General features: G+C 72.3%; 24 protein-coding genes. 8 read left to right on the forward strand and 16 right to left on the reverse strand.

The window, feature by feature from the left end; genetic code table 11:
• Positions 1-28: 28 nt before the first annotated feature.
• Complete coding sequence (dacB, locus tag ACWD0Y_RS14680) at positions 29-1,465, reverse strand: D-alanyl-D-alanine carboxypeptidase/D-alanyl-D-alanine endopeptidase (RefSeq protein WP_450260707.1); 1,437 nt, start codon at positions 1,463-1,465, stop codon at positions 29-31.
• 181 nt (positions 1,466-1,646) lie between these two features.
• On the opposite strand from dacB, the gene ACWD0Y_RS14685 reads away from it, so the two are divergent.
• Positions 1,647-2,141: an inorganic diphosphatase gene (locus ACWD0Y_RS14685; protein WP_069930540.1), complete on the forward strand. Its 495-nt coding sequence runs from the start codon at positions 1,647-1,649 to the stop codon at positions 2,139-2,141.
• A 187-nt stretch (positions 2,142-2,328) separates the two neighbouring features.
• Positions 2,329-4,023 (forward strand): threonine/serine ThrE exporter family protein, encoded by a 1,695-nt coding sequence (locus ACWD0Y_RS14690; RefSeq protein WP_450260708.1) that lies wholly within the window; start codon positions 2,329-2,331, stop codon positions 4,021-4,023.
• A 27-nt stretch (positions 4,024-4,050) separates the two neighbouring features.
• Here ACWD0Y_RS14690 and ACWD0Y_RS14695 read toward each other — a convergent pair whose 3' ends face one another.
• From ACWD0Y_RS14695 to ACWD0Y_RS14730, 8 genes are all read right to left on the reverse strand, one after another.
• Positions 4,051-4,743, reverse strand: coding sequence for a DedA family protein (locus ACWD0Y_RS14695; RefSeq protein WP_450260709.1), 693 nt, complete (start codon positions 4,741-4,743; stop codon positions 4,051-4,053).
• A gap of 174 nt (positions 4,744-4,917) precedes the next feature.
• Complete coding sequence (locus ACWD0Y_RS14700) at positions 4,918-5,676, reverse strand: MerR family transcriptional regulator (protein WP_450260710.1); 759 nt, start codon at positions 5,674-5,676, stop codon at positions 4,918-4,920.
• A gap of 927 nt (positions 5,677-6,603) precedes the next feature.
• A complete protein-coding gene (locus ACWD0Y_RS14705; protein ID WP_450260711.1) occupies positions 6,604-7,395 on the reverse strand; it encodes an ABC transporter permease in 792 nt (263 codons plus the stop codon).
• Positions 7,392-8,384 (reverse strand): ATP-binding cassette domain-containing protein, encoded by a 993-nt coding sequence (locus ACWD0Y_RS14710; protein ID WP_450260712.1) that lies wholly within the window; start codon positions 8,382-8,384, stop codon positions 7,392-7,394. The genes ACWD0Y_RS14705 and ACWD0Y_RS14710 overlap by 4 nt, the downstream gene beginning before the upstream one ends.
• A 78-nt stretch (positions 8,385-8,462) precedes the next feature.
• Positions 8,463-9,080, reverse strand: coding sequence for a PadR family transcriptional regulator (locus ACWD0Y_RS14715; RefSeq protein ID WP_450260713.1), 618 nt, complete (start codon positions 9,078-9,080; stop codon positions 8,463-8,465).
• A 66-nt stretch (positions 9,081-9,146) separates the two neighbouring features.
• Entirely contained in the window at positions 9,147-9,695 is a 549-nt protein-coding gene (locus ACWD0Y_RS14720) for a DinB family protein (protein ID WP_450260714.1), read from the reverse strand.
• A 103-nt stretch (positions 9,696-9,798) separates the two neighbouring features.
• Positions 9,799-11,256 carry an aldehyde dehydrogenase family protein gene (locus ACWD0Y_RS14725; protein ID WP_450260715.1) on the reverse strand — a complete coding sequence of 486 codons (1,458 nt, stop codon included), beginning with the start codon at positions 11,254-11,256 and terminating at the stop codon, positions 9,799-9,801.
• Between the two features lie 63 nt (positions 11,257-11,319).
• Complete coding sequence (locus ACWD0Y_RS14730) at positions 11,320-12,183, reverse strand: helix-turn-helix domain-containing protein (protein WP_450260716.1); 864 nt, start codon at positions 12,181-12,183, stop codon at positions 11,320-11,322.
• Between the two features lie 340 nt (positions 12,184-12,523).
• Here ACWD0Y_RS14730 and ACWD0Y_RS14735 point away from each other — a divergent pair, with 340 nt between their 5' ends.
• Positions 12,524-13,030, forward strand: a complete 507-nt coding sequence (locus ACWD0Y_RS14735; protein WP_450260717.1) for an ATP-binding protein — start codon at positions 12,524-12,526, stop codon at positions 13,028-13,030.
• Positions 13,031-13,117: 87 nt separating this feature from the next.
• Here the strand turns inward: ACWD0Y_RS14735 and ACWD0Y_RS14740 are convergent, their stop codons facing one another.
• The 5 genes from ACWD0Y_RS14740 to rpmG all read right to left on the reverse strand — a co-directional run bounded on the left by ACWD0Y_RS14740 (position 13,118) and on the right by rpmG (position 15,369).
• Positions 13,118-13,360 carry a DUF397 domain-containing protein gene (locus ACWD0Y_RS14740; protein ID WP_189715548.1) on the reverse strand — a complete coding sequence of 81 codons (243 nt, stop codon included), beginning with the start codon at positions 13,358-13,360 and terminating at the stop codon, positions 13,118-13,120.
• A 117-nt stretch (positions 13,361-13,477) separates the two neighbouring features.
• Positions 13,478-13,723 (reverse strand): 30S ribosomal protein S18, encoded by a 246-nt coding sequence (gene rpsR, locus ACWD0Y_RS14745; RefSeq protein ID WP_450260718.1) that lies wholly within the window; start codon positions 13,721-13,723, stop codon positions 13,478-13,480.
• The gene (locus tag ACWD0Y_RS14750; protein WP_450260719.1) at positions 13,723-14,874 is read right to left on the reverse strand and encodes a CobW family GTP-binding protein; all 1,152 of its coding nucleotides are present in this window, start codon (positions 14,872-14,874) and stop codon (positions 13,723-13,725) included. The genes rpsR and ACWD0Y_RS14750 overlap by 1 nt, the downstream gene beginning before the upstream one ends.
• Positions 14,871-15,122: a type B 50S ribosomal protein L31 gene (locus ACWD0Y_RS14755; protein WP_450260720.1), complete on the reverse strand. Its 252-nt coding sequence runs from the start codon at positions 15,120-15,122 to the stop codon at positions 14,871-14,873. Before ACWD0Y_RS14755 ends, ACWD0Y_RS14750 begins: the two co-directional genes overlap by 4 nt.
• Before the next feature lie 82 nt (positions 15,123-15,204).
• On the reverse strand, positions 15,205-15,369 hold the full coding sequence (gene rpmG / locus ACWD0Y_RS14760) for a 50S ribosomal protein L33 (protein ID WP_450260721.1): 165 nt from the start codon (positions 15,367-15,369) through the stop codon (positions 15,205-15,207).
• Between the two features lie 51 nt (positions 15,370-15,420).
• Between rpmG and rpmB the strand changes: the two genes are divergently transcribed.
• Genes rpmB through ACWD0Y_RS14775 form a run of 3 tightly spaced genes read left to right on the forward strand, consistent with a single transcriptional unit; the run spans position 15,421 to position 16,490 of the window.
• Positions 15,421-15,657 (forward strand): 50S ribosomal protein L28, encoded by a 237-nt coding sequence (gene rpmB / locus ACWD0Y_RS14765; RefSeq protein ID WP_093799765.1) that lies wholly within the window; start codon positions 15,421-15,423, stop codon positions 15,655-15,657.
• Positions 15,657-15,962 carry a 30S ribosomal protein S14 gene (gene rpsN / locus ACWD0Y_RS14770; protein WP_450260722.1) on the forward strand — a complete coding sequence of 102 codons (306 nt, stop codon included), beginning with the start codon at positions 15,657-15,659 and terminating at the stop codon, positions 15,960-15,962. Before rpmB ends, rpsN begins: the two co-directional genes overlap by 1 nt.
• 39 nt (positions 15,963-16,001) lie before the next feature.
• A complete protein-coding gene (locus ACWD0Y_RS14775; RefSeq protein WP_450260723.1) occupies positions 16,002-16,490 on the forward strand; it encodes a hypothetical protein in 489 nt (162 codons plus the stop codon).
• A 222-nt stretch (positions 16,491-16,712) separates the two neighbouring features.
• Here the strand turns inward: ACWD0Y_RS14775 and ACWD0Y_RS14780 are convergent, their stop codons facing one another.
• Together ACWD0Y_RS14780 and ACWD0Y_RS14785 are read right to left on the reverse strand one after the other, a co-directional pair.
• A complete protein-coding gene (locus ACWD0Y_RS14780) occupies positions 16,713-17,894 on the reverse strand; it encodes a DUF2786 domain-containing protein (protein ID WP_450260724.1) in 1,182 nt (393 codons plus the stop codon).
• A gap of 287 nt (positions 17,895-18,181) precedes the next feature.
• On the reverse strand, positions 18,182-18,361 hold the full coding sequence (locus ACWD0Y_RS14785; RefSeq protein ID WP_450260725.1) for a hypothetical protein: 180 nt from the start codon (positions 18,359-18,361) through the stop codon (positions 18,182-18,184).
• 138 nt (positions 18,362-18,499) lie between these two features.
• Between ACWD0Y_RS14785 and ACWD0Y_RS14790 the strand changes: the two genes are divergently transcribed.
• Positions 18,500-19,798, forward strand: coding sequence for a LuxR C-terminal-related transcriptional regulator (locus tag ACWD0Y_RS14790; protein ID WP_450260726.1), 1,299 nt, complete (start codon positions 18,500-18,502; stop codon positions 19,796-19,798).
• A 73-nt stretch (positions 19,799-19,871) separates the two neighbouring features.
• The gene (locus ACWD0Y_RS14795; RefSeq protein WP_450260727.1) at positions 19,872-21,581 is read left to right on the forward strand and encodes a bifunctional 3'-5' exonuclease/DNA polymerase; all 1,710 of its coding nucleotides are present in this window, start codon (positions 19,872-19,874) and stop codon (positions 21,579-21,581) included.
• The last annotated feature ends 19 nt before the right edge of the window (positions 21,582-21,600 follow it).

Below are 21,600 nucleotides of genomic sequence, written 5' to 3' on the forward strand. Positions count from 1 at the left end.
CACCCGTACCCCTGAACTTCCTCGGGGTTCACGTACGCCCCGGCCGTCCCCCGGAGGGCTCGCAGCCGCAGTTGGCGATCGTGGAGGCCAGCCGGTCCAGGGCGGACTGGGCCGCGCCGGGGTCCTGGGCGCCCTCGGTGAGGAAGGCGAAGGAGAGGAGCCGGCCGTCCGCGTCGACGACGGTTCCGGCCAGTGCGTTCACGCCGGTGAGGGTGCCGGTCTTGGCGCGGACCATGCCCGTGCCCGCGGAGTCCTCGGCGTACCGGCTCTTCAGGGTGCCGCTGAAACCGGCCACGGGGAGGCCGGTCAGGACGGGCCGCAGCTCGGGGCGGGCCGGGTCGGCGGCGCGGGCGAGGAGTCCGGACAGCAGGGCCGCCGAGAGGCTGCCGGCGCGGTCCAGGCCGCTGCCGTCGGCGAAACGGGCGCCGGCCAGTGGCAGCCGGAGTTTCTTCAGCCGCGCCCCGACGGCCCGGCCCGCGCCTTCGAAACTGGCCGGTTCGTCCGAGGCGAGCGCGGTCTGGCGGGCGAGGGCCTCGGCGAGGTCGTTGTCGCTGTGGGTGAGGGTGCGCTCGACGAGGGCGGAGAGGGGCGCGGAGAGGGCCCTGGCGACCGGTGCGGCGCCGCCGGGCGCCTTCCCGGGGGCCGGGGGCCTCTTCACCTCCACTCCGCGCTTGCGCAGCATTTCGGCGAAGGCGCGGGCCGCGTCGCCCGCCGGGTCGGCGCTGCGCGGGGCGGGGCCGCTGCGGGAGCCGTCGAGGCGGCCCTCCTCCAGCATCAGGGGGGTGACGGGGCTGATGTTCTCGTTGGGGCTGATGGGGTGATGTACGGGCCCCGAGTACAGCGAGACGTCGTACGTCAGCTCCGTCCTGGTGACACCGCGGTCCCGCAGCACCCGTACGGTGTCGTCGGCCAGGGAGGCCAGGTCCTCCCGGTCGAGCGTGGGGTCGCCGCCGCCGGCCAGCACGACCTTCCTGCCGTCGGGGACCGCGGTGACGGTGGTGGCGATGCGGTGGTCGGGGCCGAGGGCCAGGAGCGCGGCGGCCGACGTCGCGATCTTGACGGTGGACGCCGGGACCAGCTCGTCGCCGTCGCCCTTTCCGTACACCCGCGTGCCCGTCGCGGTGTCGAGCACCGACGCGGTACGCAGCGTGCCGAGCGCGGGGTCGCGCAGCAGCGGTTCGAGGGCGTCCGCGAGCGCGCCGGGGGCCGGCGGCGGCACGGGGGAACCGAGCGCGGTGAGCACACCGGGCGCGCTGGGGGCGGGCGCCGGGGCGTCGGGCGCCGGCGGTTCGTGACGTGCGCCACCTTCCCCCGCGGCCTCGGGGGTACGGGAGGCGGCCCACGCCCGCTCGGCCTTACGCTGACCTGAGTCCCAGGGGCCCGCCGCGGCCACCGCCCCGGCGGAGAGGGCGAGACCGGCCACGGCCGCGACCGCCGCGAGCTGCCATGTTTTTCGCTCCGGCACCTCGGACCAGCCCCTTTCGCGATCACACACCTGCGTGAGGGACACTTAACCACTGCGTGTTGCCGGGAGCATGACGCCCCGGCTCGTCCGGCCTACCGAACCGGCCGGGAGGTCCGGGGGTCGCTCCCCCGGGAGGACGCAGCACCACCCGAAGCATGTGCTGATCATGGAGGAGCCACCCGTGGAGTTCGACGTCACCATCGAGATCCCGAAGGGTTCGCGGAACAAGTACGAGGTGGACCACGAGACCGGTCGGATCCGCCTGGACCGTCGACTCTTCACTTCCACGAGCTACCCGGCGGACTACGGCTTCGTCGAGAACACCCTCGGCGAGGACGGCGACCCGCTGGACGCGCTCGTACTGCTGGACGAGCCCACGTTCCCCGGCTGTGTCATCAAGTGCCGCGCGATCGGCATGTTCCGGATGACCGACGAGGCCGGCGGCGACGACAAGCTGCTGTGCGTCCCGGCGTCGGACCCGCGGGTGGAGCACCTGCGCGACATCCACCACGTGTCGGAGTTCGACCGCCTGGAGATCCAGCACTTCTTCGAGGTCTACAAGGACCTGGAGCCCGGCAAGTCCGTCGAGGGCGCCGACTGGGTCGGCCGCACCGAGGCCGAGGCCGAGGTCGAGGCCTCGTACAAGCGCCTGCAGGCGCAGGGCGGCAGCCACTGACGAGCCCCCGGGCTCACGCGACACCACGACGGCGGGCGGTGCACCCCAACGGGGGCGCACCGCCCGCCGTGTGTTGAGCCACGCGCAGGGGGAAGGTGTCCGTCCGCATACTGGGCACTGACTGGGAACGGCCTGGCCGTTCACCGGGCGGACGGGCTTGTTGGATCAAGGAATCGAAGCGAGGCAAGTGGTGGCGGAGCCGAAGCGCGGCGGCAGCGGGGCCGAGAGCGAGGGCTCCGAGGACCGCAAGCCGCAGTCGGACGAGGCGCGCAGCGCCTTCGCGCCACCGGCCGGGGTCGAGCAGCCGGGGCCGGCCGACGAGGACAGTCCGACCTCCGAGTTCGCCCTTCCGCCGGGGCTGACCACCGGGGAGCACCCCGTGGTGCCGGAGGCGTCGGCCTTCGACACCCCGAGCACCTACAGCTCCCGCAACGCGCCGCCCGCGTTCACCCCGGCCCACGGCATGCCCATGGTCAAGCTGATCAAGGAGGCGCCCTGGCAGGACCGGATGCGTACGCTGCTGCGCATGCCGGTGGGCGACCGGCCCGTGCCGGAGCCGGTGCAGCGGCACGACGAGGCCGGGCCCGCCGTACCGCGCGTGCTGGACCTGACACTGCGTATCGGGGAGCTGCTGCTCGCGGGCGGCGAGGGGGCCGAGGACGTCGAGGCGGCGATGTTCGGCGTCAGCCGGGCGTACGGGCTCGACCGCTGCGAGCCGAACGTCACCTTCACGCTGCTGTCGATCTCGTACCAGCCGTCGCTGGTGGAGGACCCGGTCACGGCGAGCAGGACCGTACGCCGCCGGGGCACCGACTACACGCGGCTGGCCGCGGTCTACCACCTCATCGACGACATCACCTCGCCGGACACCGACGTCACGCTGGAGGAGGCGTACCGCACGCTCGCGGAGATACGCCGCAACCGCCACCCGTACCCCGGCTGGGCACTGACGTCGGCCAGCGGGCTGCTGGCCGGCGCGGCCTCCGTACTGGTCGGCGGTGGGCCCGTGGTGTTCCTGGCGGCCGCGATCGGCGCGATGCTCGGCGACCGGCTGGCGTGGCTGTGCGCGGGGCGCGGGCTGCCGGAGTTCTACCAGTTCCTGGTGGCGGCGATGCCGCCCGCCGCGATAGGGGTGGCGCTCACGCTGGCGCCGACGACGACGATGTGGGACGTCCGGCCCTCCGCCGTGATCACCGGTGGGCTCTTCGCGCTGCTGCCGGGGCGGGCCCTGGTCGCGGGGGTCCAGGACGGCCTGACCGGCTACTACATCACCGCCTCGGCGCGGCTGCTCGAAGTCATGTACTTCTTCATCGCGATCGTCATCGGCGTGCTGGTCGTGCTCTACCTGGGGGTGCAGCTGGACGCGGAGCTGCACGCGGCGACGGCGCTGGAGACGGTCGAGCGACCGGTGACGCAGATCCTGGCGTCGATGCTGCTCTGTTTCGCCTTCGCGATCCTGCTCCAGCAGGAACGCAACACCGTGCTGATAGTGACGCTGAACGGCGGAGTGGCCTGGCTCGTCTACGGTGCGATGCACGACGTCGGCGGGATCTCGCAGGTGGCTTCGACGGCCGTCGCGGCCGGGCTCGTGGGGCTCTTCGGGCAGCTGTTCTCGCGCTACCAGTACGCCTCGGCGCTGCCGTACGTCACGGCGGCGATCGGACCGCTGCTGCCGGGTTCGGCGACGTACTTCGGCCTGCTGGCCATCGCGCAGAACGACCTGAACTCCGGGCTCGCGTCGCTGTCGAAGGCGGCGGCGCTGTCGCTCGCGATCGCCATCGGGGTGAACCTGGGTGGCGAGATCTCCCGGCTGTTCCTGAAGATGCCGGGGGCGGGGCGTGGGGCCAGCCGCCGCGCGGCCAAGCGGACGCGCGGCTTCTAGGTCTCGTACGTACGCGGATCCGCCCGGTCAGCGCTTGGCGTGGCGGCCGCGCTGGGGGGCCGGGGACGTGCCGTCGGCGGCCTCGGCCGCGGCGGCCTTCTTGCCCTTGCTGCGGGCGCGCAGGTACTCGACGACGATCGGGAGGACCGAGATCAGCACGATCAGGATCAGGATCGCCTCGATGTTCTTGTGAACGAAGTCGATCTTGCCGAGCGAGGCGCCGAGCAGCGTGACGCCGGCGCCCCAGAGCACACCGCCGATGATGTTGAACGTGATGAACGAGCGGTAGTTCATCCGGCTGACACCGGCGATGATCGGCGTGAAGGTGCGGACGATCGGCACGAAGCGGGCCAGGACCAGCGACTTCGGGCCGTACTTCTCGAAGAAGTCGTGTGCCTTCTCGACGTTCTCCTGCTTGAAGAACTTGGAGTCCGGGCGCTTGAAGAGGGCGGGGCCGACCTTCCGGCCGAAGAGGTAGCCGACCTGGTCGCCGACGATCGCCGCGATGCAGACCAGCGTGCACACCAGCCACAGCGGGGTGTCCAGGACCCCCGTGGTCACCAGCAGACCGGTGGTGAACAGCAGCGAGTCGCCCGGCAGGAAGAAGCCGATGAGCAGGCCGGACTCGGCGAAGACGATGACCAGCAGGCCGATCAGGCCGAACTGCTCCAGCAGGTAGTCCGGATCCAGCCAGGCCGGTCCGAGCGCAAGCGTATTCATCGGGTACCGGCTCCAGGGTGGGATCGTCTGCGGCGGGGTTGCCGACCAAAGCTATCAACGTGGCCGGGGTACTCCGGGTTCCAGGAGGCGTTCTTGTGGGCCCCGGGGCGCCTCCGGAGCCCACATGGGCCGTTTGTCCTGTCGCTCGCTCCGCCGTTGCGCCGTTCCGCCGTGCTACGCGTGACGGGCGGCGTTGGCCAGGATCGCCTCACGCAGATAGGCGGCCAGGCCGGGCTTCGCCGCGTCGATGGACGCGGTGAAGCGCTCGTCCGTGACGTACATCTCGGCGAGACCGACGTGCATGGCGTAGCCGCAGTCGTAGTAACTGCCGCTGATCAGGGCGCGGTGCTCCTCGGCCAGGTCCATGGCCCGGACCGAGTCGGGCGCCGCGCCCTCCTCCATGGCGGCGACCAGGCGGGCGGTGTTCTCCTCGCTCTCCGCCTTGATCCGCAGCCAGTCCTCCTTGGTGTACGACGCGGTCCTGCGCCGCGACTGCCTGTACGCCTCGCCGGCGCCCCAGCGCTGCTCGGCCTCCTCGGCGTACTGCTCGGGGTCGTGGTCGCCGAAGACCTCGAACTTCTCTTCCGGGGTGAGGTTGATGCCCATCTTCCGTGCCTCCAAGGCGGTCTCGACGGCGGCGGCCATCTCCTGAAGTTTCCTGATCCGGCCGGACAGCAGCTCGTGCCGGCGCCGCAGGTGTTCCTGCGGGTCCGCGTCCGGGTCGTCGAGGAGGGCCGCCACCTCGTCGAGCGGGAAGCCGAGCTCCCGGTAGAACAGGATCTGCTGCAGCCGGTCGAGGTCGGCGTCGTCATAGCGCCGGTGGCCCGCGTGGCTGCGGCCGCTCGGGGAGAGCAGTCCGATCCCGTCGTAGTGGTGCAGCGTGCGCACCGTCACTCCGGCGAATCCGGCGACCTGTCCCACGGAGTAGCTCATCGCTTTCCGCTCCTTCTTCTTCTCGGTACGCACCTCAGCCTGAGTCCTCACGTCACGTGAGGTGCAAGTCCCGGGTGCCGGCCGTCGAGGCCAGTCCCGGCAGCCGCCCACCTCGAAGGTGTCCCACCGCTCCCCGTCGGCCGATATCCGGTACCGGCAGCCGCTCCCCGCCACCAGCCGGCCGAGCGGGACCGTCGACGCGTGCTCCGGGCCCGGGCCCGTCCGCCTGAAGGTGCGGCCGCCGTCCCTGCTGCGGTGAACGGCCCGTAACGGATGCTTGACCGGCTCGCCGGCCGGCAGTTCTCCCGTCTCCGCCGCGTAGACCACGCCGTCGCCCACCGAGACCCGCACGTCCCAGCCCGGCCTCTCCACCGGCCCGTCGAGTCGGTACCGACCGCGTCTTCCCGGCGGGCTTCACGCCGCGCGCCTGCCAGGACCGTCCGCCGTCCGCCGTGAACCAGGTGCGGTCCCGGCCCTCGTCCGACGCCTCGTGCACCCACGCCCGGCCGGGGCCGAGGACCCCCAGCTGCGCCGACACCCCGTCCGTGCCGGGCCGCTCGCCCAGTGGTGACGCGCGCCGCCGCCACTGCGACGCTCCCCGGTCCAAGGCCGCCACGTACTGACGGCAGAATCCGTTCCGGGGCCGCTCCGCGTCCTGCACGCACCGCGCGAGCAGCGCGAAGCCGCTGCCGTCCGAGGCGAACCCCACCCTGTGCGCCCAGCCGAGCAGGTCGCTCCCGGACGGCACCTTCGGCACCGGTGCCGGTGCCGGCGCCGCGAGAACGGCGCCGGTCAGCGCCCCTGCTGATCTGAACGGCCTGCGCATCGAAGCCCCCCGGTCTCGCGGTCTGCGGTCCCACGGTGGACCGCTTGTCCTTCTGGTACACCGCGGACCGCGCCCGGGTTCCCCTTCTCAGGCCGTCACTTTCAGTGGCTCAGCCGCCCGAACCGCCGTACCGCCAGCGGGAAGAACACCGCCACCAGCGCCACCGGCCACACCACCGCCAGCAGCCCCGCGTGGTCGGCGGGCCAGGAGGATCCGGCCGCCGCCGGGCTGCCCAGCAGGTCCCGTACCGCCGTGGCCGTCGCCGACAGCGGGTTCCATTCGACGACCGCACCGAGCCAGCCCGGCATCGAGTCCGGGGCCGCGAAGGCGTTGGAGAGGAAGCCCACCGGCCAGACCAGGATCTGCACCGCCTGGACCATCTCCGGCCGGCCCGCGACCATCGCCAGCTGGATGCCGATCCACAGCATCGCGAAGCGGAGCAGCAGCAACAGCCCGATCGCGCCCAGGAGCGCGAGCGGACCGCCGTGCCAGCGCCAGCCGATCGCCCGGCCGACGGCGATCATGACGGCCAGGCCGGCCGCCGACTGGAGCATGTCCGCGACCGCGCGCCCCACCAGTACCGTCCCCGAGGCCATCGGCATGGAGCGGAACCGGTCGATCACCCCTTTGTTGAGGTCCTGGGTGACCGCGAGCATCGTCGCCTCCAGGCCGAAGGCCATGGTCAGCGCCAGCATGCCGGGCACCAGGAAGTCGATGTACTCCCCCGACACGCCCCTGCCGCCGCCGACCAGGAACCCGAACATCAGCAGCAGCATCACCGGGAAGACCAGGCCGACGATCACCTGTACCGGCTGCCGCGCCCAGTGGGCGAGCTCGCGCCGCGTCATGGTCCACGCATCGGTGACCGCCCACCCGGCCGCGCCCGCGCTCATGCCGCCACCCCCTTGCTCTCGTTCTCGTTCTCGCTCCCGTCCTTGCTCCCGCCGGTCTCCTTCGTGAGGTGCAGGAACACCTCGTCGAGCGTCGGCCTGCGCAGCGCGATGTCCTCGGCCTCGATCCCGGCCGTCTCCAGCGCCCGTACGGTCCCGGTCAGCGCCGCCATCCGGTCCGTCACGGGCGCGGTGATCCGCCGCCGGTCCGCGTCCGTCTCCGCGTCCGGGCCCAGCAGTGCGGCCGCGTCCCCCAGCCGGCGCACGTCGCGCAGCACCACGTCGATGCGGTCACCGCCGACCCGGCCCTTCAGCTCGTCCGGCGTGCCCTCCGCGACGGCCCTGCCGTGGTCGACCACCGTGATCCGGTCGGCCAGCTGGTCGGCCTCCTCCAGGTACTGCGTCGTGAGCAGTACGGTCGCGCCTCCCCCGACCAGTGAGCGCACCGCGCCCCACACCTCCGCCCGGCCGCGCGGGTCGAGCCCAGTCGTCGGCTCGTCCAGGAACAGCACCTGCGGATCCGTGATGAGCGAGGCCGCCAGGTCGAGCCGCCGCCGCATGCCGCCGCTGTACTTCGAGACCGCCTTGCGCCCCGCGTCCGCGAGTCCGAACCGCTCCAGGAGTTCGTCGGCCCGCGCGCCCGCCCGGCGCGCTCCCAGGTGGTACAGGCGGCCGAACATCTCCAGGTTCTGCCGCCCGCCCAGTTCCTCGTCCACCGCCGCGTGCTGCCCGAGCAGCCCGATCCGCCGCCGCACCTCGCCGGCCCGCGACCGTACGTCGTACCCGGCCACCTCCACCCGTCCCCCGTCGTGCCGCAGCAGCGTGGCCAGGATGCGGACGATCGTGGTCTTGCCCGCGCCGTTGGGCCCCAGCACGCCGTGCACCGTGCCGCGCCCCACCCTCAGATCGAGTCCGTCCAGGGCCCGCTTCTCCCCGTACCGCTTCCGCGCTCCTTCGACGACGATCACCGCGTCGGCGTCAGCCCGTGCCATCCGGTCTCCTCCCACCTCGTAGTCAAACTTGACTACAAGGGAAAAGGTAAACCCGCTTCTTCCGCTCGTCAAACTTGATTAGCTGGCGTACGGGTTCTCCTGGCCCTCCGCGAGCACCCCCACGAAGGGCTCACCGCCCTCGCCCGCGAAGGTGTACGCCCCGCCCTCGATCCGGGCGATCAGGCCGCGCGTCCACTCGCCCCCCGCGTCCGCCGAGTGGACCCACATGTTCATGATCTCGCCGATGTGGCCGAGCGACTCGGGCCCCTCCTCCGGCGTGTAGTGCTCCGTGACGGCCGACCGCCACGTCTCCAGGGTCCGCATCCGCTCCCTGAGCAGCTCGACCGCCTCGGCCCGCTCCAGGTCGACGATGAAGCCGATGCCCGCCGACAGCACGTCCATCTTCTGGTCGTACGTCGTCAGGGCCTCGCGGAGCAGCCGGAAGTACTCCTCGGTGCCCTTCTCCGTGACCTCGTACTCGGTCCTCGGCGGCCCGCCGGCCGTGCTCGGCGCGATCTCGTGGGCGTGCAGCAGGCCCTGCTTGGCCATCTGCTTGAGCGCGTGGTAGATCGACCCGGGTTTGGCGTTGGACCACTCGTGGGCGCCCCAGTACTCCAGGTCGTTGCGTACCTGATAGCCGTGCGCGCGCCCGTGCTGACGGACGGCACCGAGGACCAGCAGCCTGATAGCTGACATCGCCGCACCCTTCTGCTCAACTCCGCTCCGAGGGTAGCGGGCGCACGCGACGCGCAAACGACCAGCTCAGCCCCAGGTTTCGCCGCGCTCCAGCGCCACCAGCTCGAACGCCGTCCTGCCGTCCAGGCTCTCGCGGACGATGTCGGCGTGGCCGGAGTGCCGGGACATCTCGGTGATCAGCCGGAGCAGCAGCCAGCGCATGGACACCCGCTGCGCGCCGGGGAACCAGGGCTCGTCGGGCAGCGGGAAGGTGTCGTCCAGGCTGGGCACGGAGCGGATGAACTCCTCGGTCTGCCGGGCGACCTTCTCCCAGTACGCCAGGCGGCCCTCGACCGTCTCGTCACCGACGAGGCGGAAGCTCTCGTGCCAGTCCTCCTCGGACCGCTGCACCTCCGGTGCGACCTGCTTCGCCCGGGACAGCCAGCTCTGCTCGGTCTCGGACACGTGCTTGAGGAGCCCGGAGAGTGAGAGCTCGCTCGCGCTCGGCCTCGTCGCCGCCTGCTCGTCCGTCAGGCCCAGCAGCGCCCGGCGGATGCCGCCGCGCTCGGCGTCCAGGAAGGCCAGGAGCGCTCCGCGCTCGTCGCCGGGGGCCTCCGGGTTCACGTGTACGACCATGGTGTCCGCCTCTTGCCGAAGGGTGTTCAGGCGCTGTGCCGCCCTGCTGACAAGAACCACGTTATGCATCGTCGCGGACAGGTTCTGTCCGCAACGGGCCGCGTCAGAAGGGAAACTTCGTCCGGCCGTGCTGCACCGAGATCCACTTCTGGGTGGTGAACGCCTCCACCGCCGACTCCCCGTTCAGCCGCCCGATTCCCGAGAGCTTCTCGCCGCCGAAGGCCACCTGCGGTTCGTCCTGGACGGTCGAGTCGTTGATGTGGATCATCCCGGTCTCGATCCGCTCGGCGAACCGCACGCCCCGCTCCAGGTTCCCCGTGTGCACCGCCCCGCTCAGCCCGTACTGGCTGTCATTGGCGATCCGTACGGCCTCTTCCTCGCCGTCGAAGGGCAGCAGCAGCACCACGGGCCCGAAGATCTCCTGCTCCAGGACCGAGGAGCCGGCCGGCAGGCCGCCCAGTACGGTCGGCTCGACGAGGTTGCCGCGCGTGGCCCCCCGCACGAGCGCGGTCGCGCCCTCCGCGAGCGCCTGCTCCACCAGAGCCGTCAGGGCGTCCGCCTGGAAGGTGTTGATGACCGGGCCGATGTGGGTCCCGGGGTCCGCCGGGTCGCCGGTCACCAGGGACCGCACCTTCGCGACGAACTTCTCCGTGAACTCCGCCTCGACCGACCGGTCCACCAGGATGCGGTTGGCGGCCATGCAGACCTGCCCCTGGTACACGAAGCGGCTGAAGACCGCCGCGTCCACCGCGTAGTCGACGTCCGCGTCGTCCAGGACGACCAGCGCGCTGTTGCCGCTCAGTTCGAGCACCGCGCGCTTGAAGTGGCTCGCGGCGACGGAGGCGACGTGCCGCCCCACCTTGTCGGAGCCGGCGAAGGAGATCACCTTCGGCACCCGGTGCTCTATCAGCGCGTCACCGATCTCCGCGATGTCGGTGACCAGCACGTTGAGCAGCCCGGCCGGCAGCCCGGCGTCCTCGAAGATCCTGGCGATCAGGCCGCCGCCGACGACGGGGGTGTTCTGGTTCGGCTTGATCACGACCGCGTTGCCGAGCGCCAGCGCGGGGGCGACCGACTTGAGCGTCACCAGGAACGGGAAGTTGAAGGGGCTTATGACCCCGACCACGCCGACCGGCAGCCGGTGGACGCGGTTCTCCTTGCCCTCCACGGGCGAGGGCAGGATGCTCGCCCCGGGGCGCAGTGCCGTCCGCATCGCCTCGCGCAGGAACTCCTTGGCGAGGCCGATCTCGTACGACGCCTTCAGCCGCGTGCCGCCGAGCTCGTCGGTGATGGCCCGGGCTATCTCCTCCTCCCGCTCCTCCGTGATCCGCAGGGCGCGTTCGAGGACGTCCCTCCTGCGGTACGCGCTCGACGCGGCCCAGGCGGGCTGCGCGCGCTCCGCCGCCAGGTACGCCTCGTCGACCTCGTCCACCGAGGCCACCGTGATCGCGGCGAGCTTCTCCCCGCTGTAGGGATTGAAGTCGATGATGTCCCACGAGCCGCTGCCGGTCCGCCACTCGCCGTCGATGTACTGGTGGGCCAGGTCGGTGAAGAAGGACATGCGATCCCTTACTGCAGGGTGAGCAGGTGCGGACTCCTGTCGGAACGTCATCCTACTGGTGGGTCACGTCAGTTGGAGCAGACCACGGAGCACGTCCCGGGTCTCGGCGGGGCTCGGACTGTCCTTCTGGAGCCGCTCCATCACCCGCTCGTACTGGGCGACCTCCTCGCGCTTGTCCAGATAGAGCGCGCTGGTGAGCTGCTCCAGGTAGACGAGGTCCGAGAGGTCCGACTCGGGGAACCGCAGCATCGTGAACGCGCCGCTCTCGCCCGCGTGGCCGCCGAAGCTGAACGGCATGACCTGGAGCGTGATGTTCGGCTGCTCCGAGACCTCGATGAGGTGCTTCAACTGGTTCCGCATCACGGCCCGGTCGCCGTACGGGCGGCGCAGCGCGGCCTCGTCGAGCACGGCGTGGAAGTGCGGCGCGCGCTCGGACACGAGCACCTTCTGGCGCTCCAGGCGCAGAGCGACCCTGCGGTCGATCTCGGCGGCGCTCGCGTGGGGCATGCCGCGGGAGACGACCGCGTGGGCGTAACTCTCGGTCTGCAACAGACCGTGCACGAACTGGACTTCGTAGATCCGGATGAGGGAGGCGGCGCCCTCCAGCCCGATGTACGTCTGGAACCAGCCGGGCAGCACATCGCCGTAACTGTGCCACCAGCCCGCCACGTTGGCCTCCCGCGCCAGGCTCAGCAGAGACTCGCGCTCCGCCGCGTCCGTGACGCCGTAGAGGGTCAGCAGGTCCTCGACATCTCTGGCCTTGAAGCTCACCCGTCCCAACTCCATGCGGCTGATCTTCGATTCGGACGCTCGGATCGAGTAGCCGGCCGCCTCGCGGGTGACACCACGCGACTCGCGCAACCGCCTGAGCTGGGACCCCAGCAGGATGCGCCGCACCACGGAGCCGCTCGACTCGCCTGCGGTCACTTCTCCGGCCCTCCCCAGTCCGACAGTCGGCAGCGGAAGCCCTCCCCCCGGGCCCCGAGAGGCGCAGTCTGCCATCAAAATGCTTCACCCCGTACTCATCCGATTACGGAAACGGCAAGAGCTGCACAAGGCGCCGAAAGAGGACAGGGGAAGAAATGCGCAAGAACCGCCACGGGGCCGGACAGGTCCGGCACGTGCACGTGCATCTGCCCTTGCATCTGCCGTACGCATTCGGAACCATGGTCCGCGCGCACCTGCATGCTCTTTCGTGCTGACGCCGTACTACCGCCGCATCACTACCGCTGTATCGCAACGACCGCGAATCCCGGGAGTGCCTCGCATGGGGACGAATGGATCGACCGTGCTCGAGCCGTTCGAGCCTTTAAGGCAGGGCCTTCCGCCCATCGACCCCGGGGCGGTCTCCAGCTCGGCCTCCTGCGCGCTGCCCGCCAGGTACGAAGCGGTGGGCGGAGCACGGCAGTTCACCAAGTCGACGCTGGCCCAGTGGGAGCTCGGCGAGCGCTTCGACGACGTGGCCCTGGTCGTCTCCGAACTCGTCACCAACGCGCTGCGGCACGCCCTGCCGGCCGACGTCCCGCGTACGGACGAGCAGGATCCGCCCGTACGGCTGCACCTGATGCGCTGGACCTCGCGCCTGGTGTGCGCGGTGCGCGACCCCAGTGACGAGAGTCCGGTGACACGTGAGACGGACGACTTCTCCGCCGAGTCGGGGCGCGGCCTGTTCCTGGTGGATTCGTTCAGCGACAGCTGGGGCTGGCACCCGCTCGCCGGGAGGCCGAGCGGCAAGGTCGTCTGGGCGCTGTTCCGCCTGAGAACCGAGCAGTAGCGGCGGAGACCGTGACCGCCGCGGCGGTCGACCGGTGTCCTGCGGCCGATGTCCGACGGCTGGCGGCCGGCGACCGGTGGTTTCCGGTCAGCCGCCGGCTGTCAGGTGGTCGAACTCGCCGTCCTTGATGCCGAGCAGCATCGCCTCGATCTCGGCGGGCGTGTAGACGAGAGCGGGCCCGTCCGGGTGGCGCGAATTGCGGACCGCCACATTCCCGCCCGGCAATTTGGCGAACTCCACGCAGGAGCCCTGCGAGTTGCTGTGCCTGCTCTTCTGCCAGACCACCCCGTGAAGCTCTGTGGCCGCCATGCCGTTGTACGCGTGGTGCACAGGTCGCTCCCGGAAAGTGCAGATGTCAACTGCCCCGGATCATAGCTTTGTTCACTTGCTGATGCATGGGCAGATGCACGTGCACGCGGGGTGTTCCCTCGGTTACAGATCTTCCGCTCAGCGCGAGGAGTACGGCAGAAGGGCCATCTCCCTGGCGTTCTTGACGGCCCGTGACAGCTGCCGCTGCTGCTGGGCCGAGACCCTTGTCACACGGCGGCTGCGGATCTTCCCGCGATCCGAAATGAATTTCCGCAGCAGATCGGTGTCCTTGTAGTCAATGTACGTAATACCCGCCTCGTCCAGCGGATTGGGGCGGGACCCGGCGGATTTGCGGGGGTCATTACCTCGGAACGGACGGGACATCACGCCTCCAGGAGGGAATCAAAAGCGGACGGCAGGCGCTTCCACGCATCACGCCCCGCCGCGTATTCGGTGTCGGTCAGCAAGCAGGATTCGAGGAGCCCTTCGAGTCCGTCGCGGTCGAGCCCGGGGGACGTGAAGACCAGGTGCTGGCAGCAGTCCCCGTGCTCGGGGTGCCAGTCGAGTGCGGCCGCCGCCCTGCGGACCGGCGGGACCATCTCCCACGCGGCGTCCGGCAGCGACGCCAGCCACGGCCCCGCGCTCTCCACGCACAGCGCTCCGCCCGCCGCGTCCCACGCCATCAGCGTGTCCGGCCGGTCGGCGAGCCAGAAGCGGCCCCGGCTGCGGGCGGCGGCGCAGGTCAGGTCCTCCAGCGCCGCGTACAGCCGCTCCGGGTGGAAGGGGCGGTGGCGGCGCCACACCAGCGTGGAGACGCCCTTGTCGTCCGCGTCCTGCGGAAGCAGCGCGCACGCCGGGTGCTGACGGTCGGCCGCCGCCTCGATGTCGAAGCCGGCGAAGGCCGCCTCGGCCGGCTCGTCCGAGGCGGCCCGGACCCGGCGGGCCGTCGGGTGCAGCTGCGCCAGCAGCGCCTCGTCCTGCTCGTCCGCCTCCTCGCTGTCCACGACGGCCAGGACGGGCGCGTACTCCAGCTGCCGCGCCCAGGTGTCGGCGACCGTCCGCCGGTCGGTGGCGGCCGCGGCCAGGCCGGCCTCCGCCAGGTCGTCGCCGCAGCCGAGGTAGGGCAGGAGCAGCGCGGGGTCGACGGCGGTCATGACGGCGGTGAGGTCGAGTACGTCCCCACCGTGCGCGACGACGACCTCGGCCATCGCCTTGGGCTCGACCGAGTCCCACAGCTCGACGACCGCGAGGCGGGTGAGCCCGCCGCCGGCCAGCCGCTCCAGCTCGGGCACGAGGTCTTCGCGCAGCGCGCAGCAGGCGCAGTCGTTGACCAGCGGCGCCTCGCCGGACGCGCATATGCCCCCGGCGTCGCGGACGGTGCGGCGTACCGTCCCTTCGGCCGCGGTCGAGAGGTCGTGGTGCAGGGCGACGCTGCCGGGGACCCTGCTCAGCAGTTGCTCCACGACCTCCTTGCGGGCGTCGGAGTGCAGCCCGCCGACGATGACGACCGGCAGCTTCGATGCCTTCCCGCTCACCTCTTCTCCGCCCCGTAACGGCGCTCGAAGCGCTCCACGCGTCCGGCGGTGTCCAGTACGCGCGCCGTCCCCGTGTAGAAGGGGTGGCTCCGCGAGGAGATCTCCACGTCGACGACGGGGTACGTGCGGCCGTCCTCCCACTCCACCGTCTTGTCGCCGGTCATGGTGGAGCGGGTGAGGAAGGCGAAGCCGCCGGCCTTGTCGCGGAAGACGACGGGGCCGTACGGCGGGTGGATTCCGGGCTTCATGGCGTGATGCCCCCTTCTGGTGTGGCTGGTGCGGTTGGTTCGGTCAGGCCGTGGTGCCGGCCAGCGCGTGGTGCCGTGCCGGTCAGCGCTCTTCGCGGAAGTCGACGTGGCGGCGGACCACCGGGTCGAACTTGCGGAGCGTCATGCGGTCGGGGTCGTTGCGGCGGTTCTTGCGGGTCACGTACGTGTAGCCGGTCCCCGCCGTGGACCTGAGCTTGATGATCGGGCGGATTTCGTTGCGTGCCATGTGGTTAGTATATGGAAATGGTTCTCATTTTCAAAAAGGAGTGATCGCACCTTGTCCGCCCACTGCCAGCTGACCGGCGCCGTGCCGGGATTCGGCAACCGCATCTCCCACTCGCACCGGCGCACCTCCCGCCGCTTCGACCCGAACATCCAGCGCAAGCGCTACTGGCTGGCGAGCGAGGGCCGCCATGTGCGCCTCACGCTCAGCGCCAGGGCGGTCAAGACCGTCGACGTGATCGGCGTCGAGGCGGCCGTGGCCCGGATCCGCGCCCGGGGGGTGAAGGTCTGATGGCGAAGAAGAGCAAGATCGCCCGCAATGAGCGGCGCAAGGCCGTCGTCGAGCGGTACGCCGTGCGGCGGGCGGAGCTGAAGGAGATCCTCCGCAGGCCCGGGACGAGCGAGGCCGAACGCCGGTCGGCGCGGGAGGAGCTGGCCCGTCAGCCGCGCGACGCGAGCCCGACGCGCGTACGCAACCGGGACAGCGTGGACGGCCGGCCCCGGGGCCACCTCAGGAAGTTCGGGCTGTCGCGGGTCCGGGTGCGGGAACAGGCACACGCCGGTTTCCTCCCCGGTGTGCGCAAGTCCTCCTGGTAGCTTGGCGCGTTCTGACCTGACGAAACTGGGGAGCCCGGAGTGCGTGAGTACGTACGTACCACCGTCGCGGCGGCGGCCGTCGCTGCCGCCCTCGTCCTGACCGGCTGCAGTGGTGACAGCGGCGGCACGGACGGCGGCAAGGACGAGGACAAGGGCGGCAGCACCGGGCAGAGCAGCACGCCGTCCGGCGGCGGCCAGGGGGCGGGGGCGTCGGCGGACGTCACCGGGTCCTGGATCGCGACGACCGACGGCAAGGTCGTCGCACTGATCGTCCAGGGTTCCGACGCGGCCGTCGCGGGTGAGCACGTCTGCTCCGGCAAGGTCAACAAGGAGGACACGGTGACGCTGGACCTGAGGTGCGCCGACGGCAACACCGACCGTACGGCCGGGCTGGTCACGCCGGGGGCCGACGGCGGCACCCTCACGGTGAAGTGGGACAGCGGGCTCAAGGACTCCTTCAGGAAGTCCGCCGGCGGCACGCTGCCGGAGGGGATTCCCACGGACATGCCGAAGCTGCCGGGTTCCTGACGGTCGGTGGGCCGGTCGGCCCGCCGGCCGGGCCGGGCTGCGCGCGGGCCGCGGTTCCCTCACGGGGCCGCGGCCCTTCGCCGTCCGGCGCCGTGGGGGCTGGGCGGGGGCGGGCAGTCCCCGGGCCTTCGGCCGGGGGGCCGGGGGGCCGGGGGGCGCCCCCGGGTGGGCGCAGTGCGGGCCGGGCGCTGGTTTCCCGTGCCGGTGGGGGCGGGCCGCGGGTCAGGGGGTGAGGCCCGGGCGGCCGGGCATTTTCGCCTGGTCGGCGGCGGCCGTGCCGTGTTCCCAGCCCGCGTGGTCGTTGACGCCCCGTACCCGCGTCGACGTCGTCTGCGGGAACATCCGCTCCGCGCGGTCCTCCACCGCCACGTCCCGCGCCGCCAGCACCGGCAGCAGCGAACCCCCGGCCTCCTCGGTCACGTGCTGCGTCGCCTCGGACAGGCGGTGGCCCACCCGGCTCGCGTACGCCGTCAGGAACGCCTGGCGGAATGCCTTCGTGCGCTTGCGGCCGGCCGCGCGCTGGGCCGCCTCCGCGCGGGTCATCGCCGTTGTGCCCTGCACGAGGAGGGAGGTGTAGAGCAGCTCCACGGCTTCGAGGTCGGGTTCGAAGCCGATGACCGTGGAGAAGCCCAGGGCGCTGTTCCATACCGCGCGGCAGCGGTTCGCGGAGGCGGCGGCGTCGAGGAGGATCGCCTTGGCCGTCTCGTACGGGGCGTCGACGCCGATCCGGCAGGCGGCCGGCGCGTCACCGGTGTGGCCCCGGGCGGCGAGCAGTGCGGCGTCGATGCTGTGGCGTGCCATCAGCTCCTGCGCCTTGGCGGTCAGGGCTTCCGCCTCGTCGGGGTAGTCGGTGGCCTCCGCCTTGGCCAGCAGCGCGCGGATGCGGGTGAGCATGCGCGGTTCGTCGGGGGTGGGCGCGTGCGGGCGTGCGTGGACGGGTTCGCCCGGGGGCGGGCCCACCGGCTCGATCGCGGGGAGGCGGATCAGGAGGCGGAAGAGTTCGAGGAGGGCCGTGGCGAGGGAGAAGCGGTCCGTCCGCTCGCGGGCGGCGAGCGCGTCGGCGTAACGGTCGTCGCTGCCCCACCAGGGCTCCGTCGCCGCCAGGTCGCGCAGCTGCGCCTCCCAGCGGGGGGCCGTGGTGGCGTACCTGCGGTTCTCGGCCGCGATCAGGTCGGCCGTCAGGCGCACGTGCAGGTCGTCGAGGTCGCGCCGGACGACGCGGACGACGTCGGCGGGCTGCCAGCCGCGCTCCCAGGCCCGGCGTACGGACTCCTCGCCCCGGCGCAGGAGCTCACGGCCCGCTTCGGGCCAGGGCGCGGCGGCGACCAGGGAGGCCCCCAGGTCCAGGCCCGCGTCGTCCTCGGCGTACACCGCTGCCGCGACCGCCTTCTCGATCTGTTCCATCAGCGGGCTCCCGCTGCCGGTCCGGCGACGGCCGGGATTCCGTGGCCCTCCCGCGGTTCGCCGCAGCCGGTCACGGATCCGGTGGTTGTCTTCCTGTGCCCCGCTGACATGGGAGTGCCTCCTTACGCGACCGCGCGCCGCCACCGACGATGGTCCCAGTCACGCACAGGAACCACGAACGCGGGGAGAGCCGTCCCGTCGGGGGAGGAGAGGCGCCGCCTTGCCGTCCGCGTGTCCCGACTCGCTCAGTTCGTGCGCCTGCGCCGGCGGGAACGTCTTCGCCACCGTCAGCCGCAGCGCTCCGTCCGCCGCCGGCCGGGCGTCCTCGGCCAGCCGGTCCTGCGGGCGGGCCGTGCCGCCGCCCGTACCTTCACCCGCACCTGGCCGGGGCCGGTGCACGGCTCCTCGGTCTCTGTGAGCCGCAGCACTCCGGGGCCGCCGAACCCGTCGAAAACGACCACGTCCACGGTCTCTCCTCTGTGGGGATCGTCACCCGCCCTCTCGGCGTCGACCCTGCCGTGCCCAGACAGGGCCCGCCTTTTGGCCGGTTCCACCTGTCCGGAAGGCGGGCAGGCGGGTGGGAACGCCGTCTTACGCTGTCTGCCATGGAGCCGAAGGCCGACAGAAACACAGGAAACGCCGCCCCCGCCGCTGCCGCCGAGGTGATCGGCGCGCCGCTGGGGCAGGCGCACGGGAGGCTGTCGGCCGTGCTGGGCGGGCTCGTCCCGCACCGCGCTTTCGCCGAGCTGCCCGGCGCTCGCGCGCACTCCCCCTTCGAGGCGCACGGCGAGCCGGGGCTCGCGGGCCGCATCACCGGCTCCGAGCTGGCGGCGATCGCCGCCGGCGTGCGGGCCGGGCGGCCCTGGCAGGGGCACGCCCGTATCGCCGGGGAGGAGCGTCCCGTACTGGCCGTGGCCGGCGACGCGACGGCCCGCGGTGCGCTGCTCGTGCTCGTACGGACGGAGGACGCCCCGGTTCCGGAGGCCGACGCCACCGCCGTCCAGGCGTTCTGGGACCTCGTCACCGGCCATCCGGACCGCCTCTCCACCGAGGCCGTGCCCGGCCCGCTCGCCCAGTCGCGCACCGCCGCCGACGAACGGGCGCGCGCCATCGCCGAGCTGAGCGAGGCGCACGCCGCGGCCCTGACCGCCCTGCTGGGCGTACTGCGCAGCCGCGGCCTCGACGACACGGCGGCCCGTGCCCACGCCACCGAGCTCGCCGTGACCTCGCTGGTCGAGCTGCGCGCCGCAGCGGAACGGGACCAGGCCGTCGCCGAAGAGCCCGCCGACCAGGCCTTCGCCCGGCTGGCGGAATCGCTGCGTCCGCTGCTGAGCCACGGGCCGGTCCGGCTGGAACTCGGCCCGCCCGGCGACAGCCGTCCGCTGGCCGCCGACGTCGTGCACGCGGCGCGTGCGGTCGTACGGGCCGTGGTCCTCGCCGTACTGGAACAGGATCCGCTGGGCCGCGTCCACGTCGGCTGGCAGATCGGCGACGGGGGCGTGAACGGCTCCTCGGGCACCGAACTGCGCGCGACCGTGCGGGACGACGGCCCCGGCGACCTGTCCCGCGACGCCGTCACCGTCCACCGCGTGGGCGAACGGCTCGCCGCGCTCGGCGGCCGCCTGGACGTCGACGCGGTGCCCGGCTGGGGCACCACGGTCACGGCGGTCCTCCCGCTGGGTGCGCCGGAGGCCGCGCCCGCCGACTCGCTGGCGGCGCTCGGGGCGCGCGAACGGGAGGTCCTCGCACATCTCGCGCGGGGGCACCGGAACCGGGCCATCGCGCAGGAGCTGCACATCAGCGAGTCCACGGTGAAGTTCCACGTGGCGAACATCCTCAGCAAACTGAGCGTCAGCACGCGCGGTGAGGCCGCCGCCCTGGCGCACACGCTGCGGGCGGCCTGACCGGGCGCCGCGACCCGCTTCGGACCCCGCCGGCGCACGGCCGTTGTCAGTGCCGGGTGCCAGACTCGCACCCATGAGCGAGCGCTGGGCCGTCGCCGCGACGGACGGGGGTGGGGCGCTGCTCGTGCCGCTGGGGCGGGACGGGCGGCCGGCCGGTGACGTGCGCGAAGAGCCCGATCTCGTGGCCGCGGTCGGCTCCCGGCCCGAGGTCGGGCGGTGGGTGTGGCGGTCCACCGCCGGGATCTATCCGCACCTGCTCGCCGCCGGCGTGCGGGTCGGGCGGTGCTACGACATCGAGGACGCGGAGTCCCTGCTGCTCGGCCACGAGGGGCGGCACGGCGAGCCGCACTCGGCGGCGGCGGCCCGGGCGCGGCTGCACGGCCTGCCCGTACCGCCCGATCCGCCGCAGCGCGCCGCCGAGCCCGGCTCGCAGTCCTCGCTCTTCGAGCCGCAGCCGGTGGCGGTGCCGTTCGAGGACCTGCTGGAGGTGTACGCCGATCAGCAGCGCAGACACGGCGCGGCGGAGCACCCCGGCCGGATGCGGCTGCTGACGGCCGCCGAGTCGGCGGGGATGCTGGTGGCCGCCGAGATGAACCGGACGGGGCTGCCGTGGCGGGCGGACGTCCACCGGGCGCTGCTGGAGGAGCTGCTCGGCGAGCGGTACGCGGGCGGCGGCGAGCCGCGGCGCCTGGCGGAGCTGACGGACCAGGTGTCGGCGGCCTTCGGGCGGCGCGTGCGGCCGGAGCTGCCCGCCGATGTGATCAAGGCGTTCGCGCAGGCCGGGATCAAGGTCGGGTCGACGCGGCGGTGGGAGCTGAAGGAGATCGACCATCCGGCGGTGGAGCCGCTCATCGCGTACAAGAAGCTGTACCGGATCTACACGGCGCACGGCTGGGGCTGGCTCCAGGACTGGGTGCGCGGAGGCCGTTTCCGGCCCCAGTACCTGCCGGGCGGGACGATCACGGGCAGGTGGGTCACCCATGGCGGCGGCGCGCTCCAGATCCCGAAGGTGATCCGGCGTGCGGTGATCGCCGACGACGGCTGGCGGCTCGTGGTGGCCGACGCGGACCAGATGGAGCCGCGCGTCCTGGCCGCGATCTCGCGCGACCCGGGACTGATGGAGGTGGCGGGCTGGCCCGGCGACCTCTACAAGGCGGTGTCGGACCGGGCGTTCGCCGGTGACCGCGACATGGCGAAGCTCGCGGTGCTCGGCGCGGTGTACGGGCAGACCTCCGGGGACGGCCTGAAGAACCTCGCGGCGCTGCGAAGACGCTTCCCGCGTGCCGTCGCGTACGTGGACGACGCGGCGCGCGCGGGCGAGGAGAAGCGGCTCGTACGGACCTGGCTGGGGCGGACGTGCCCGCCGGCCGCGGGGTCGGGCGACGACGGTGACAGCAACGGCGAGGCGGGCATTCCGCAGGACGACGACACACCGGTGGCGGCGGCGCGCGACGGGGGGTTCACGCCGGGGTACGCGTCGGTGAACGCCCGCGCGCGGGGCCGTTTCACCCGGAACTTCGTGGTGCAGGGCAGCGCCGCCGACTGGGCGCTGCTGATGACGGCGGCGCTGCGGCAGAGTCTGCGGGCGGCGGGGCTCCGGGCGGAGCTGGTCTTCTTCCAGCACGACGAGGTGATCGTGCACTGTCCCGCCGAGGAGGCGGAGGCGGTCGCGGAGGCGATCCGCGCGGCCGGTGATCTGGCCGGACGGGCCGCCTTCGGGCAGACGCCGGTGCGCTTCCCCTTCACGACGGCGGTCGTGGAGTGCTATGCCGACGCGAAGTGAGGAAATGTTTCACCTGTAC

It is taken from the genome of Streptomyces altiplanensis (genome assembly GCF_053591575.1).